Origin of the sequence: Mycobacterium neumannii, assembly GCF_048452905.1 — a bacterium.
In the GTDB taxonomy this organism is placed as follows: Bacteria; Actinomycetota; Actinomycetes; order Mycobacteriales; family Mycobacteriaceae; genus Mycobacterium; species Mycobacterium neumannii_B.
Genome location: NZ_JBCGVF010000007.1, coordinates 97,979 through 112,702 on the forward strand (window position 1 = coordinate 97,979; position 14,724 = coordinate 112,702).

Consider the following 14,724-nt stretch of genomic DNA (forward strand, 5'->3'; position numbering starts at 1 on the left):
ACACGGTCGCTCGCGGTAGTGGATCGGAGGGCATCACGTGCTGAGGTCTCGGCGGGCCGCGATGCTCGACGACAGACCGTGGATCTGCACGAAACCGCGGGCCGCCGACTGGTCGAACGTATCGCCCTCGTCGTAGGTAGCGAGGTTGAAGTCGTAGAGCGACTCGGCGCTGCGACGGCCGTTCACGGCGATGTGTCCGCCGTGCAGCACCAGCCGGATCTCCCCGGTCACATGCTCCTGGGTCTTGGCGACGAAGGACTCGAGCGCGGTCTTCAGCGGCGAGTACCAGAGCCCGTCGTAGACCAGCTCCCCCCACTTCTGGTCGGTGTGGCGCTTGAACCGGCCGAGTTCGCGCTCCAGCGTGACATGCTCGAGTTCGGTGTGCGCGGTGATCAACACCATCGCGCCCGGCGCCTCGTAGATCTCGCGGCTCTTGATGCCGACCAGCCGGTCCTCGACGACGTCGAGCCTGCCGACACCCTGTTCACCGGCCCGGCGGTTCAACTCCTCGATCGCCTGCAGCACCGTCACCTGCCGACCGTCGATCGACACCGGCACGCCACGCTCGAAACCGATGATCACCTCGTCGGGTGTACTCCAGTTGACCGTCGGATCCTCGGTGTAGTCGTAGACGTCCTTGGTCGGGGCGTTCCACAGATGCTCGAGAAAGCCGGTCTCCACGGCGCGACCCCAGACGTTCTGATCGATCGAGAACGGCGAACGCTTGGTGACGTTGATCGGGATCGCGTTCTCCTCGGCGAACGCGATCGCCTTCTCCCGCGTCCACGCGTAGTCACGCACCGGCGCCAGCACCTTGAGATCCGGTGCCAGCGAAGCAAATCCGACTTCGAAGCGGACCTGGTCGTTGCCCTTGCCGGTGCAGCCGTGCGCGACAGTGCCGCCGCCGTGCTCCCGGGCCGCGGCCACGAGATGCTTGACGATCAGCGGTCGGCTCAACGCCGACACCAGTGGATAGCGGTCCATGTACAGCGCGTTCGACTGGATCGCGGGCAGGCAGTACTCGTCGGCGAACTCGTCTTTGGCGTCGACGACGACGGCTTCCACGGCGCCGCAGTCGATGGCGCGCTTGCGCACCACCTCCATGTCCTCGCCGCCTTGGCCGAGATCGATTGCGACAGCGACGACCTCGCGCCCGGTCTCCTTGCCGATCCAGCTGATCGCCACCGAGGTGTCCAGGCCCCCGGAATAAGCCAGGATGACGCGTTCGGACATCAGCAGGTCTCCTTTTGTCTAATGCTCTCGAGTTTCGTTGCCAGTTCGGCGCCGGTCATCGGCTCACGCGCGACGACCAGGATGGTGTCGTCGCCCGCGACGGTACCGACGACGAACGGAAGGGCCGCGCGGTCCATCGCGCTGGCAAGGTAGTGCGCCGCCCCGGGCGGGGTGCGCAGGATGGCCAGGTTGCCGCTGGAGTCGGTCGACACGAGCAGTTCGGCCAGCAGCCGCGACATCCGCTCGGTGCCACCGGAAACGCCGCGCACCGGACTGCCGTCCTCGGGGACGATGTACACGCCGACGCCGCCGTCGGCGCCGCGCAGTTTCACCGCGCCGAGTTCTTCCAGATCGCGCGACAGCGTGGCCTGCGTGACCTCGATGCCCTCCTCTGCCAGCAGGGCGGCCAGCTCGGTCTGGCTGTGCACCGACCGCGACGACAGGATCGCCACGATGCGGGCCTGCCGCCCGGCACGAGTCGCCGCGGAAGTCACTGCCCGGCTCCCGCCCGCTCCAGCAGCCACACCAGCAGCGCCTTCTGCGCGTGCAGGCGGTTCTCAGCTTCATCCCACACCGCGCTCTGCGCCCCGTCGATCACCTCGTCGGTGATCTCTTCACCGCGGTGCGCCGGAAGGCAGTGCAGCACGACCGCATCGGCGTCGGCACGGCCCAGCAGGGCTTCGTTGACCTGATACCGCCGGAACGGCCCCACTCGGTCGAGGCCGTCGTTCTCCTGACCCATCGACGTCCACGTGTCGGTGACCAGGACGTCGGCGCCGTCGGCTGCTGCGTTCGCATCGTCGGTCACGGTGACCGTCGCACCGGTTTCCGAAGCCCGTTTCTGTGCGGCGTCGACGAAGTCCGGATGCGGTTGGAAGCCGTCCGGTGCCGCGATCGTCACATCCACGCCCGCCGTGACACCGCCCAGCATGAGCGAGTGCGCCATGTTGTTGGCGCCGTCGCCGAGGTAGGTCATCCGCAAGCCCGCCAGCCTGCCCTTGCGCTCGGCCAGCGTCTGCAGATCGGCCAGCACCTGGCACGGGTGGAACTCGTCGGACAGCGCGTTGACGATCGGCACGCTCGCACCCACGGCCATCGCGGTCAGCCGGTCTTGTGCGAAAGTGCGCCACACGATCGCCTTGACGTAGCGCGACAGCACCCGGCCGGTGTCCTCCAACGTCTCGTCTCGACCCAGCTGAGTGCTGCGACCGTCGACCACGACGGCGTGGCCACCGAGTTGAGCGACGCCCAACTCGAAGGAGAACCGGGTCCGCGTGGAGTTCTTGTCGAAGATCACCGCCACCCCGCTCGGACCTTCCAAAGGGCGACGGCTGAACGGCTGGGCTTTCAATTCGGCTGCCAGAGCGAGCACCTCGGCCTGCTCGGCGGGGTTCAGATCGTCGTCACGCAGGAAGTGCCGGATGGTTGCGGTCATGAGGCGGCGCCTTTGTCGAGGACGGCGGGAAGCGCGGCGAGGAAGTCGTCGACCTGAGCCTCACTGATCACCAGCGGCGGGGCCAGCCGCACCACATCGGGAGCCGCGGCGTTGACCAGGAAGCCGGCGTCGCGGCCCGCGGCCTCGACGGCTTTGGCAGTTTCGGCGGTCAGCACAACGCCGAGCAGCAGGCCGCGGCCGCGGACGTGGTCGATCAACGGATGCCCGGTGGCCTCGATGCCCGTCGACAGCGTTTTGCCGAGCACGTGGGCGCGGTTGATCAGGTCGTCGTCGGCCAGCACCCGCAGCACCGCGAGTGCGGCGGCGGTGCAGACGGGGTTGCCGCCGAACGTGCTGCCGTGCAATCCAGGCGTCAGCAGCTCCGCGGTGGCGCCCGTCGCGATGCATGCGCCGATCGGCAACCCGCCGCCGAGGCCCTTGGCCAGGGTCACGACGTCCGGAGTGATCCCGTCGTGCTGATGCGCGAAAAACGCTCCGGTGCGGCCCATTCCGGTCTGCACCTCGTCGAGCACCAGCAGCGCGTTGTGCTGCGCGGTGATCTCGCGGGCGGCGACGAGGTAGCCGGCGGGCGGAACCACGACCCCGCCTTCGCCCATGATCGGCTCGAGGAACACCGCGGCGGTTTCGTCGTCGACGGCGGCTCGCAACGCATCGATGTCGCCGAACGGCACATGGGTCACGTCACCCGGAAGCGGCGCGAATGGCGCCTGCTTGGACGGCTGACCCGTGAGCGCAAGAGAGCCCATGGTGCGACCGTGGAAGGCGCCTTGCGCCGCAACCAGTTTCGTGCGCCCGGTGAGTCGTGTGATCTTGAACGCGACTTCGTTGGCTTCGGTGCCGGAGTTGCAGAAGAACACCTTGGCCGGCGCAGCAGGGCCCGCGCCGAGCAGCCCGACCAGCGCTTCGGCCAGCGCGACACCGGGTTCGGTCGCATACAGGTTAGACGTGTGGCCCAGCGTGTTGAGCTGAGCGGTGACGGCTTCGATGACCGCGGGGTGGCGGTGGCCCAGGATGTTGACCGCGATGCCACCGAGCAGGTCGACATAGGTCTTGCCGTCGACGTCGGTCACCACCGCACCGTCACCGCTGGACAACGCCAGCGGCGGGGTGCCGTAGTTGTTCATCATCACGGTCTGCCACCGCTGCAGCAGGGTCATGACGGCACCACTTTCGTTCCCGTCCCCTCGTCGGTGAGCAGTTCGACCAGCACGCAGTGCTCGACGCGGCCGTCGATGACATGTGCGCTCGGCACGCCGCCGGCCACCGCGCGCAGGCACGCCTCGATCTTGGGCACCATCCCGGCCTCCAGTGTGGGCAGCATTTGAGTCAGTGCGGCGGAGTCGATCTCGCTGACGAGTGACCCGCGGTCGGGCCAGTCCGTGTACAAACCCTCGACATCGGTGAGCATCAGCAGCTTCTCGGCACCCAACGCCTCGGCAAGTGCTGCGGCGGCCGTGTCGGCGTTGATGTTGTGTACCACCCCGCCGACGTCAGGAGCGATGGTCGACACCACCGGAATCCGGCCCGCGGAGATGAGATCGAGCAGCGAACCGGCGTTGACCCTCTCGACGTCGCCGACCAGGCCGATGTCGGTGGCCACACCGTCGACGGTCACGCTGCGCCGTACCGCGGTGAACAACTGGGCATCCTCGCCGGTGACCCCGACGGCGTACGGGCCGTGGGCGTTGATCAGCCCGACCAGTTCCCGGCCGACCTGACCGAACAGCACCATGCGCGCCACGTCCAGTACCTCGGGTGTGGTGACCCGGAATCCGCCCTTGAAGTCACCTTGAATGCCGAGGCGTTTGAGCATCGCGCTGATCTGCGGACCGCCCCCGTGCACGACGACGGGATGGACGCCGCAGTTGCGCAGGAAGACCATGTCGGCGGCGAACGCGGCCTTGAGCACGTCGTCGGTCATCGCATTGCCGCCGTACTTGATCACGACGATCTTGCCGTGCAGTTGTTTCAGCCACTCCAGTGCTTCGGCCAGAACCTTCGCCTTGACCGGGGTTTCGACGCTCATGAGCTGTACGCCGAGTTCTCTTCGACGTAACCGTGGGACAGGTCGGTGGTGCGGACGGAGGCCTGGGCCGACCCGTCGCCGAGGTCGATGGTGACGGCGATGTCGGCACCGGACAGATCCACGTCGCGTGAACCCGGCTGCGGCGCCCCGTCCCGCCAGACTGCAAATCCGTTGAAGGATACGGTGACCCGCTCCGGATCCACTTTGAACGGCGCCATGCCGATGGCTGCCAGCACCCGGCCCCAGTTCGGGTCCGAGCCGAACAGCGCGGTCTTGACCAGGCTGTCCCGCGCGACGATGCGGGCGCCGAGCAGTGCGTCGTCCTCGGAGGCCGCACCGGCCACCGTGATGGCGATCCGTTTCGTCACACCCTCGGCGTCGGCCTGCAGTTGCTGGCACAGGTCGTCGCACACCCGCAGGATCGCCTCGTCGAGTTCGCTCTGGCTGGGCTTGACCGCGCTGGCTCCGGACGACAGAAGCAACACCGAGTCGTTCGTCGAACAGCTGCCGTCGACGTCGAGGCGGTCGAAGGTGAGCGAGGTGGCCTTGCGCAGCGCCTCGTCGAGTGCGGCGGAATCGGCGACGGCGTCGGTGGTGATCACGCACAGCATGGTGGCCAGCGACGGGGCGATCATGCCTGCGCCCTTGGCCATTCCGCCGACAGTCCAGTTGTCGGCGTGGTGCAGCGCGACCTGCTTGGGCACGGTGTCGGTGGTCATGATGGCCCGTGCGGCCTCCTCGCCGCCGTGGAGTCCACCCGACAGCTCGTGCACGATCTCGGTCACGCCGGGGAGCACTTTGTCCATCGGCAGCCGGTCGCCGATCAGCCCGGTCGAACAGACCGCGACCTCGATCGCGCCGGTTTCGGTGCCCCAGTCGCTCAACGCCGCCGCAACCGCCTCGGCGGTGGCGTGAGTGTCCTGGAAACCCTGCGGTCCTGTACAGGCGTTGGCGCCGCCGGAGTTCAGGATCACCGCGCGCAGGCGGCCGGTGGTGAGCACTTGGCGGCTCCACAGCACCGGCGCGGCCTTGACCTGATTGCGGGTGAACACCCCCGCGGCGGCGTAGTCGGGTCCCTCGTTGAACACCAGCGCCAGGTCCAGCGCACCGGATGCCTTGATGCCAGCGGCGATTCCGGTCGCGCGGAAGCCTTCTGGGGCCGTGACGCCCTGGGTGCGAAGCAACCGGGTTCCGGAGGTCACGGTGCCATGCCCACGATCGAAAGCCCCTCGGTCTCGGGCCAGCCCAGCGCCAGGTTCATCGACTGCACCGCAGCGCCGCCGGTGCCTTTGACGAGGTTGTCGATCGCGGCGACGGCGACCAACGTCTTCGCGTCCTCGTCCAGGGCGACGGCCAGCTGGGCGGCGTTGCTGCCCAGCACCGAACCCGTCTTCGGCAGTTGCCCTTCGGGAAGCACATGGACGAACGGCTCGGCGTCGTAGGCCTTTTCGTAGGCGGCGCGGATCTCCGGAAGCGAGGCGTCCGTGCGCGCGGTGCACGTGGCCAGGATGCCGCGAGAGGTCGGTATGAGCACCGGCGTGAACGACACCGTCACGTCCTTATTGCCGACCGCGCGGAGCCCCTGGGCGATCTCCGGTGTGTGCCGGTGCTTACCGCCGATGTTGTACGCGCGTGCCGAGCCGATCACCTCGGCGCCCAGCAGATCGGGTTTGGCGGCCCGGCCCGCCCCCGACGCGCCGCTGACCGACACCACGGTCACGGCCGGCTCGATGAGGTCTTCTGCCACCGCGGGCCACAGCGCCAGCAGAGCCGCGGTCGGATAGCACCCGGGCACGGCGATCCGCTTCGCACCGCGCAGTCGGTCGCGCGCACCCGGAAGCTCCGGCAGCCCGTAGGGCCAGGTACCGGCGTACTCCGAGCCGTAGAACCGTTCCCAGGCCGCGGCGTCGGTGAGCCGGAAGTCGGCGCCGCAGTCCACTATCAGCGTGTCGTCGCCGAGTTGTTCGGCAAGCTGAGCGGAATGCCCGTGCGGCAACCCCAGGAAGACCACGTCGTGCCCCCGCAGCACCTCTTCGTCGGTGGCATCCAGCACGCGGTTGGCCAGGGGCAACAGGTGCGGATGGTGCTCGGCCAGGGAGGTGCCCGCACTCGCCGCCGCGGTCAGCGCACCGATCGTCATCCGGCCGTCGGCGTACGCGGGATGTCCGAGAAGCAGGCGTAGGATCTCACCGCCGGCGTATCCGCTGGCGCCCGCTACCGCAACTGAAACCATGCAGACGATTCTGCATGTTTATGCATACCCATGCAAATTCATTACGATCAGCGGCGTTGTTCGGCGCCGACCTGCTCTGTCGCGGCCTGCACGGCCGCTTCGCGCGCCGCGCTGGCCTCATCCTCGGTGAGCGTGCGATCGGCGGCACGGAACCGCAGCGCGAACGCCAGCGATTTGCGGCCCTCGCCGACCTGCGGGCCGGTGTAGACGTCGAACAACCGCACGTCTTCGAGCAGCGGCCCCGCGCCGGTCCGTACCGCCTCGACCACGGCGGCCGCTGCGACGTCCTCGTCGACAACGAGGCTGATGTCTTGAAACACGGCAGGAAACGGCGACACCCTCGGAGTCGGGAGTCGCTCGACGATGGGTATGGCGTCCAGATCCAGTTCGAGCGCACAGGTGCGCTTGGGCAGACCCGACCGCTCGACGACCGCCGGGTGCAGTTCACCGGCGTGGCCGACGACGGCCCCGCTCTGCCGGTCGCCCAGCACCACTTCGGCGCAGCGGCCCGGATGCCACGGCAGGTGCTGAGCGGCGCGCAGGGTCAGCTCGACACCGGCGGCGCGAGCGATCACGTGCACTGCCTCGAACACATCACCGGGCTGCGCCGCGCGACCCGGACCCCATGGGCCCGCGGGCTCGCGCAACCCCGCCACCACCAGGGCGACGTGCTGGGGCTGTCGCGGAAGCGACGCGTTCAGGGCGGCGATCTCGTCGTCGCTGGGCCGCCGGTCGGTCGGTATCCGTTCGAGGGAACGGCTGTCCGGCGTCGGTTGGACGACCTGCTGGATCGCGAACAAACCGACGTCCACGGTTCCGCGAGACACGTTGCGGCTCAGTGCCTCCAGTAGCCCTGGAAGCAGGGTGGTGGCCAACTGCGGGCGGTCGGAATCCAACGGGTTGAGCACGTTGGTCGTGGTCCGGCGGGTGTCGTTGGCGGGCAGGCCCCACTGCTCGAAAACGCCCGCCGGCAGAAACGGGGTGGGCAGGATCTCCACATACCCGTTGAGTCCCAACGACTTACCGATCGCACGCCGTCGCCTCTGCACCGGGGTAAGCCCGCGACCGGCCGGGGCCAGCGGCAACACCGACGGAATGGTCTCCAGATCCTCGAGGCGCAGCACCTCTTCGACGAGGTCGGCGGGCTGAACCAGGTCGGGACGCCAGCTCGGCGGGGTGACGGTGAGCGTGCCCTCGGCGGCGACGACCCGTGCGCCGATCTGGGTGAGCCGCCGTTCTGCGGTGCCTGGGGCGTAGTCGACACCGGCGGTGCGGTCGGGCAGGTCGGCCGCCATCGTGACGGGCGGTCGCGACCAGTCGTCTCGGGGTGGCTCGCCGCGCCAGTCGGTCAGCGTGGGTTCGACCGTGCCGTTGGTGATCTCGGCGAGCAGCGCGGCGCAGCGGTCCAGCGCGGCGACCGAGATCGCCGGATCGACGCTGCGTTCGTAGCGCCGGCCAGCCTCGCTGTACAGGCGCAGCCGTCGCTGCGTGCGCGAGACGGCGGCCGGGTCCCACACGGCGGCCTCGAGCAGGACGTCGGTGGTGGTCTCGCGCACCTCGGTGGTGCCCGCACCCATCACGCCGCCGATCGCGGCGGTCGCTTCGTCGTCGACGATCAGCACATCGGCCGGGTCGAGGCGGCGTTCGACGTCGTCGAGGGTGACCACGGTCTCCCCCGGTTCGGCGAACCGCACGCGGAATCCGCCGGTGATCAGGCTGCGGTCGTGGGCGTGCATCGGGTGGCCGAGCTCGAGCATCACGTAGTTGGTGACGTCCACGGCGGGAGAGATGGCCCGGATGCCGGACAACAGAAGCCGTCGCTGCAGCCACCACGGCGAGACGGCGCCGGGATCGATGCCGGTCACCGGGCGCAGTCCGAAGCGCTGGACACCAGTGCCCGGGTCGATCGACACGGGCAGCGCCTCGCCCTCGGCCGGTAGCGGGGCGACGTCGGCGGGGTCCACGTAATCGAGGTCGTAGGCGGTGGCGATCTCGCGGGCCAGACCGCGCACCGACAGGCAGTAGCCGCGGTCCGGCGTGATGGCCAGGTGGAAGACGACGTCGTCAAGGCCGAGGAGATCGGCGGCGGCGGCGCCCGGCTCGGCGGTGCCGGCAGGTAGCACCAGGATTCCCGAATGGTCGGTGCCCAGGTTCATTTCGGCCGTCGAGCAGATCATCCCGTCGGAGATCCGGCCGTAAGTCTTGCGGCTGGCGATGGTGAAGTCGCCGGGCAGCACCGTACCGGGCAGTGCCACCACGACCAGATCACCGACGGTGAAGTTGGTTGCGCCGCAGACGATGTCACGTGGCTCGGCTTCTCCGACGTCGACCTTGACGGCGCGGATCGGCTTCTTGAACTCGGTGAGCTCCTCGATGGCGGCCACCCGCCCCACCGTCAGCGGGCCCGTGACGGGGCCGACCGGGATGACCTCCTCGACCTCATGGCCGATGCGGATCAACGTCTCTTCGAGGTCGGCAGGGTTCACGTCCCAACCCGGCGCGCTGGCCCGCACGACGTCGCGCAGCCAGCTGTACGGCAGCCGCATCAGGCCCCTACCCCGAACGGCAAGGAGAACCGTACGTCACCTTCGACCATGTCGCGCATGTCCGGAATTCCGTTGCGGAACTGCAGGGTTCGTTCCAGACCCATACCGAACGCGAAGCCGGAGTAAGCATCGGGATCGATCCCGCAGGCGCGCAGCACGTTCGGATTGACCATGCCGCAGCCGCCCCACTCGACCCAGCCGGCTCCGCCCTTCTTGTTCTCGAACCAGATGTCGACCTCGGCCGACGGCTCGGTGAACGGAAAGAAGTGCGGACGGAACCGGGTGCGGGCCTGCGGGCCGAACTCGGAGCGGGCGAACGCATCTAGCGTGCCGCGCAGATGGGCCATCGTCAGTCCCTTGTCCACCGCGAGGCCTTCGACCTGATGGAAGACGGGAGTGTGGGTGGCGTCGAGTTCGTCGGTGCGAAACGTACGGCCGATCGAGACGATGTAGACCGGCGGCTCGCGTTCCAGCAGGGTGCGGATCTGTACCGGTGAGGTGTGCGTGCGCAACACCTGCCGCGACCCCTCGGGCGCGATGTGGAAGGTGTCCTGCTCGCTGCGCGCGGGATGGTCGGGAGCGAAGTTCAGCGCATCGAAGTTGAACTGCTCGGTTTCGACCTCGGGTCCCTCGGCGAGTTCCCATCCCATCGCGACGAACGTGTCGGCGATGCGCTCGCCCAGAATCGTGATCGGGTGCCTGGCGCCGACCGGTTGCCGGGTCGTGGGCAGCGTCACATCAATACGCTCGGCCACCAGCACCGCGGCATCGCGCTCTGCCCGCAGCGCCGCCAGCCGCTCGTCGTACGCGCTCTGCGCCTGTGTACGGGCGACGTTGACCCGTTTACCCGCGTCGGCCCGATCGGCCTTGGCCAGCGACCCAAGCGACTGGCGCGCCAACGCGATCGGAGACCGGTCGCCGAGATGCTCGGTTTTCGCCCGCGCGAGCGCATCGAGGTCGGCGGCCGCGTCGAACGCACGCCGAGCAGCGCTGACGGCCTCGGTCAGCGCTTCTTCGGACAGGTCTGCGGGCTGATCAGCCACCCGGCGATCATAGGCGATGCGCCCGATGGCCCTCGAACGCATGCCGAGGCCGGCACGCGCCGCAGGCCGCCGACCGCTATTCCGCTGCGGGCTGCTCCGCGTCGTCTCTGCCATCCGGCGGGTGCCTGAGAGTTTTCAGTCGATACATGACGAAATCGGCCGGGACACCGTCATGTTTCGAAGCGAAGAGCTGTCGACGGAGGCGTTTGGCCTCGACGCCGAGCGAATCGAACTTCTCGGCGGGGATGCGGTCCAGTGTGGTCTGCGACACCACCAGCTCCCCGCGGGTCGCGCGGTCCATCACGCGGGCGGCGATGTTGACGTCAACTCCGACCCAGTCCGACCCGATGCGTTGGGGATGGCCGGTATGCACACCGACCCGCATCCGCGGTGTAAACCCGTCGACGTCAATGCTTTTCACCCCGTCGCGCGCTGCGATCGCGGCCTGCACCGCCGTCATCGGGTCGAGGAAGACCGCCATGAGGCCGTCTCCCATGCGCTTGACGATCTGCCCGCCGGCCTCCAACAGGGGCGGTTCGGCCACCTGGGACACGCGGCGCAGCAGCCGCAGCGTGGCCTCGTCGCCCGCGTCGAGTGACCACGTCGAGAAGCCCACGAGATCGGTGAAGACCAGCGTCGCCTCGCGGTTGGCCGGTTTCCCGGACACGCGCTCGGTGAGGGCCTGCCACACTTGCAGCGCGCCGAGGCTCACCTCGCGGGTGGCGACGTTGTGTTGAAGCAGTCGATCTGCGGCGCGGGCGGCAGCGCGAGGTCCGCCCACCCCGTCGACCGACAAGGGATCCCCGAACTCCGGATCACCGGGCAACGCGCGCCGCGTACGTCGCAGGAACGCGATGATGTTCTCGTTGCGATTGGTGTTCTTCAGCCAGCCCAGGGGTCCGGTCGACCGCTCGAACGGCTCGACATCCACGCCCGCAAGCCTAAGCGGGCCGCTTGGCGCCGAGCAATCTCCTAATGCGAAGCGGTCGTCCGAATGACGAAACCGGAGCCAGCGAAGGGGCTGGTCACGGGTTTGTGGCGGGCCAGTAGCCGCTGCATAACGTTGTCCGGCAACGCGCCCCGCAAATCGTAGACAACGTTGGTTGTCAACATTATCGTGGAGTTTGACCCCGATTCAGCGAGGAATCAGATGACCGTGAGCAGCACCGCCAATCCCCTGGGTCCCGAGTCGTTGACCTGGAAGTACTTCGGCGACCTGCGCACAGGGCTGCTGGGTGTGTGGATCGGCGCCGTCCAGAACATGTACCCGGAACTGGGCGCGGGCGTCGAGGACCATTCGATCCTGCTGCGCGAACCGCTGCAGCGTGTCGCACGCTCGGTGTATCCGATCATGGGTGTGGTCTACGACGGCGAACGCGCGCCGCAGACCGGCGAGCAGATCAAGAGCTACCACACCACCATCAAGGGTGTGGACACCGAGGGCCGGCGCTACCACGCGCTGAACCCCGAGACGTTCTACTGGGCGCACGCCACCTTCTTCATGCTGATCATCAAGACCGCCGAGTACTTCTGCGGCGGGCTGACCGAGGCCGAGAAACGCCAGCTGTTCGACGAACACGTGCAGTGGTACCGGATGTACGGCATGAGCATGCGGCCGGTGCCCGAGAGCTGGGAGGAGTTCCGCGAGTACTGGGACCGCAAGTGCCGCGAGGAGCTCGAGATCAATCGTGCCACCCTCGACATCTTCTCGATCCGGATTCCCAAGCCCTGGTTCGTGTTGATGCCCACCGGGCTGTGGGATCAGCTCTTCAAGCCGATGGTCGGTGCGCAGCGCTGGATCGCGGCGGGCGTGTTCGACGACGCCCTTCGCGAGAAGGCCAACATGCGCTGGACGCCCGGAGACGAGGTACTTCTTCGCCTGTTCGGCAAACTGGTGGAATTCGCGTTCGTGGCGGTGCCCGACGAAATCCGTTTGCACCCAAGGGCTTTGACGGCCTATCGGCGTGCCCAGGGCCGGCTTCCCTCCGACGCTCCACTGGTCGAGGCGCCTGCGTTCATGGCGCCCCCGAGCGACCGGCGCGGGCTGCCGATGCACTACGTCCCCCCGCGCAAGTCGCTGCTCGATCGGGCCGGGTCGCTGGTGCACACGACGTTCTCTTTGGCGGGGCTGCGTCCGGCCCGCGGACGCCATAAGGCAGCCTAGAGGGCATGCTCGAATGGTCTGATGTCGATCTCGCCGTGCGCGATGCCGTCCGCGAGTTCGTCGACAAGGAAATCCGCCCGCACGTCGACGCGCTGGAAAGCGGCGAGATGGAGCCCTACCCCATCGTCCGCAAGCTGTTCGCGACGTTCGGCATCGCCGATATGGCGCGCGAGTCGCTGAACAAGCGCCTGGCCCGGCTGCGTGACGGTGGCGGCTCATCGGAGAAGTCCTCGGGCGGCGGGATGTTCGGCGAGGGTTCCGGCGGCATGGGGTTCGTTGTGGTCAGCGAGTTGTGCCGGGTGTCGATGGGCCTCGTCACCGGCATGGGCGTCAGCCTAGGGCTGACGGTGCCGACGATCATGAGCCGCGGCACGCTGGCCCAGCAGGAGCGCTGGCTGCCCGATCTGGTCACTTACGACAAGGTCGGCGCATGGGCGATCACCGAGCCCGATTCGGGCTCCGACGCGTTCGGCGGCATGAAGTCCTACGTCGTGCGCGACGGCGACGACTACATCCTCAACGGCCAGAAGACGTTCATCACCAACGGCCCCGACGCCGACGTCGTCGTGGTCTACGCAAAGCTCAGTGAAGATGAAGCGGGCGACGCCAGCGTCGACAAGCGCGACCGCAAGGTGCTCACCTTCGTGCTCGACCGCGACATGGAGGGTTTCGTGCAGTCGAAGCCGTTCCGCAAGATGGGAATTCACAGCTCACGCACCGGCGAGCTGTTCTTCAACAACGTGCGGTTGGGCCGGGACCGGTTGCTCGGCGAGACCGAGGACAACTCCGCCGGTGACGGGCGCGCCAGCGCGCGGTCGAGCTTCAGCGCCGAACGCATCGGCGTCGCCGCGATGTCGCTGGGCGTGATCGAGGAATGCCTACGGCTGTGCGTCGACTACGCCAAGAGCCGCACGCTGTGGGGTCAGGAGATCGGCCAGTTCCAGCTGATTCAGCTCAAGCTCGCGAACATGGAGGTGGCGCGGATGAACGTGCGCAACATCCTGTTTCGCGTGATTGAGGCGGCGCAGGCCGGTGTGTCGATCTCACTGCCGGAGGCGTCGGCGATCAAGTGGTACTGCTCGCAGGCCGCCACCGACGTCGCGATGGAGGCGGTGCAGCTGTTCGGTGGCAACGGCTACATGACCGAGTACCGCGTCGAACAGCTTGCGCGCGACGCCAAGTCGTTGATGATCTACGCCGGCAGTAACGAGGTGCAGATCACCCACGTGGCGCGGGGCTTGTTGAGCTAGGAGCGGCGGTGCGCGCGTGCGCTCTGGTACAGGCAGATCGCCGCGGCCGCCGCCACATTGAGGCTCTCAGCGGCCCCCGGCATCGGGATGTGAACGCGACGGGTGGCCGACGCCGCCAGTCCCGCGGGCAGACCATGGGCCTCCGGCCCGAACAACCACGCCGTCGGTTCGACCATTGCGGCCTCCAGAGCGGGACTGTCCAATGACATCTCGCCGTCGACGGTCGTCGCCAATATCTGCAGGCCGGTGCCGGCGAGCTCCGACACCGCCGAACCGGGATCGTTCTCGGTGACAACGGGTATCGAGAAGATGCTGCCTGCGGACGCGCGCAGGCACTTGCCGTTGTAGGGGTCCACGCTGTGCCCGGCGAACACGACGGCGTCCGCCCCCATCGCGTCGGCGATCCGGATCAGCGTGCCCGCGTTGCCCGGCTCGGAAATTTCGACCGCGACCGCAACCAGACGCGGCGAGGCGGCCACCACCTCGCCCAGCGACGTCTCCGGTGTCGCGCACACGGCGACCAGGCCGACCGGAGTCACCGTCTCCGACAACGCTTTCGCGGCCCGTTCTGTCACCAAGTGCACCGGGACATCGGCCAGCATCGCACCGAACCGGTGCGCGGCATCGTCGGTGGCGAACACCTCGGATACGAGTCCGCGCCGCAACGCCGCCTCGACGAGGTTGGGCCCCTCGGCGAGGAAGCGTGCGGCGCGGCGTCGCCCGACGTGGCGGTGCAGCTTGACCGCTGCGACCACCCGGGCGGAGCGTTCGGT

13 protein-coding genes are annotated in these 14,724 nt (G+C 68.1%); 2 read left to right on the plus strand and 11 right to left on the minus strand.

Translation table 11 applies throughout. From position 1 onward, the window contains the following. Positions 1-33: 33 nt before the first annotated feature. From AAHH99_RS20775 to AAHH99_RS20820, 10 genes are all read right to left on the minus strand, one after another. A complete protein-coding gene (locus tag AAHH99_RS20775) occupies positions 34-1,233 on the minus strand; it encodes an argininosuccinate synthase (RefSeq protein WP_418770391.1) in 1,200 nt (399 codons plus the stop codon). Further along, positions 1,233-1,757 (minus strand): arginine repressor, encoded by a 525-nt coding sequence (locus AAHH99_RS20780; protein WP_197505904.1) that lies wholly within the window; start codon positions 1,755-1,757, stop codon positions 1,233-1,235. Before AAHH99_RS20780 ends, AAHH99_RS20775 begins: the two co-directional genes overlap by 1 nt. Beyond that, positions 1,724-2,668 carry an ornithine carbamoyltransferase gene (gene argF, locus AAHH99_RS20785; RefSeq protein ID WP_418770392.1) on the minus strand — a complete coding sequence of 315 codons (945 nt, stop codon included), beginning with the start codon at positions 2,666-2,668 and terminating at the stop codon, positions 1,724-1,726. Before argF ends, AAHH99_RS20780 begins: the two co-directional genes overlap by 34 nt. Next, positions 2,665-3,846 carry an acetylornithine transaminase gene (locus AAHH99_RS20790; RefSeq protein ID WP_418770393.1) on the minus strand — a complete coding sequence of 394 codons (1,182 nt, stop codon included), beginning with the start codon at positions 3,844-3,846 and terminating at the stop codon, positions 2,665-2,667. The genes argF and AAHH99_RS20790 overlap by 4 nt, the downstream gene beginning before the upstream one ends. Beyond that, positions 3,843-4,715, minus strand: a complete 873-nt coding sequence (gene argB, locus AAHH99_RS20795) for an acetylglutamate kinase (protein ID WP_418770394.1) — start codon at positions 4,713-4,715, stop codon at positions 3,843-3,845. The genes AAHH99_RS20790 and argB overlap by 4 nt, the downstream gene beginning before the upstream one ends. Continuing rightward, positions 4,712-5,917: a bifunctional glutamate N-acetyltransferase/amino-acid acetyltransferase ArgJ gene (argJ, locus tag AAHH99_RS20800; protein WP_418770395.1), complete on the minus strand. Its 1,206-nt coding sequence runs from the start codon at positions 5,915-5,917 to the stop codon at positions 4,712-4,714. Before argJ ends, argB begins: the two co-directional genes overlap by 4 nt. Continuing rightward, positions 5,914-6,948 carry an N-acetyl-gamma-glutamyl-phosphate reductase gene (argC, locus tag AAHH99_RS20805; protein ID WP_418770396.1) on the minus strand — a complete coding sequence of 345 codons (1,035 nt, stop codon included), beginning with the start codon at positions 6,946-6,948 and terminating at the stop codon, positions 5,914-5,916. Before argC ends, argJ begins: the two co-directional genes overlap by 4 nt. 47 nt (positions 6,949-6,995) lie before the next feature. Beyond that, a complete protein-coding gene (gene pheT, locus AAHH99_RS20810) occupies positions 6,996-9,494 on the minus strand; it encodes a phenylalanine--tRNA ligase subunit beta (protein ID WP_418770397.1) in 2,499 nt (832 codons plus the stop codon). Continuing rightward, entirely contained in the window at positions 9,494-10,537 is a 1,044-nt protein-coding gene (gene pheS / locus AAHH99_RS20815; RefSeq protein WP_418770398.1) for a phenylalanine--tRNA ligase subunit alpha, read from the minus strand. The genes pheT and pheS overlap by 1 nt, the downstream gene beginning before the upstream one ends. Positions 10,538-10,613: 76 nt before the next feature. After that, positions 10,614-11,468 carry an adenylate/guanylate cyclase domain-containing protein gene (locus AAHH99_RS20820; protein ID WP_418770399.1) on the minus strand — a complete coding sequence of 285 codons (855 nt, stop codon included), beginning with the start codon at positions 11,466-11,468 and terminating at the stop codon, positions 10,614-10,616. Between the two features lie 219 nt (positions 11,469-11,687). On the opposite strand from AAHH99_RS20820, the gene AAHH99_RS20825 reads away from it, so the two are divergent. Together AAHH99_RS20825 and AAHH99_RS20830 are read left to right on the plus strand one after the other, a co-directional pair. Further along, positions 11,688-12,701, plus strand: coding sequence for an oxygenase MpaB family protein (locus AAHH99_RS20825; protein ID WP_418770400.1), 1,014 nt, complete (start codon positions 11,688-11,690; stop codon positions 12,699-12,701). A 5-nt stretch (positions 12,702-12,706) separates the two neighbouring features. Beyond that, the gene (locus tag AAHH99_RS20830; protein ID WP_418770401.1) at positions 12,707-13,951 is read left to right on the plus strand and encodes an acyl-CoA dehydrogenase family protein; all 1,245 of its coding nucleotides are present in this window, start codon (positions 12,707-12,709) and stop codon (positions 13,949-13,951) included. Here AAHH99_RS20830 and AAHH99_RS20835 read toward each other — a convergent pair. Continuing rightward, positions 13,948-14,706 (minus strand): TrmH family RNA methyltransferase, encoded by a 759-nt coding sequence (locus AAHH99_RS20835; RefSeq protein ID WP_418770402.1) that lies wholly within the window; start codon positions 14,704-14,706, stop codon positions 13,948-13,950. The two genes, AAHH99_RS20830 and AAHH99_RS20835, sit on opposite strands and share 4 nt — an antisense overlap. Between the last annotated feature and the right edge of the window lie 18 nt (positions 14,707-14,724).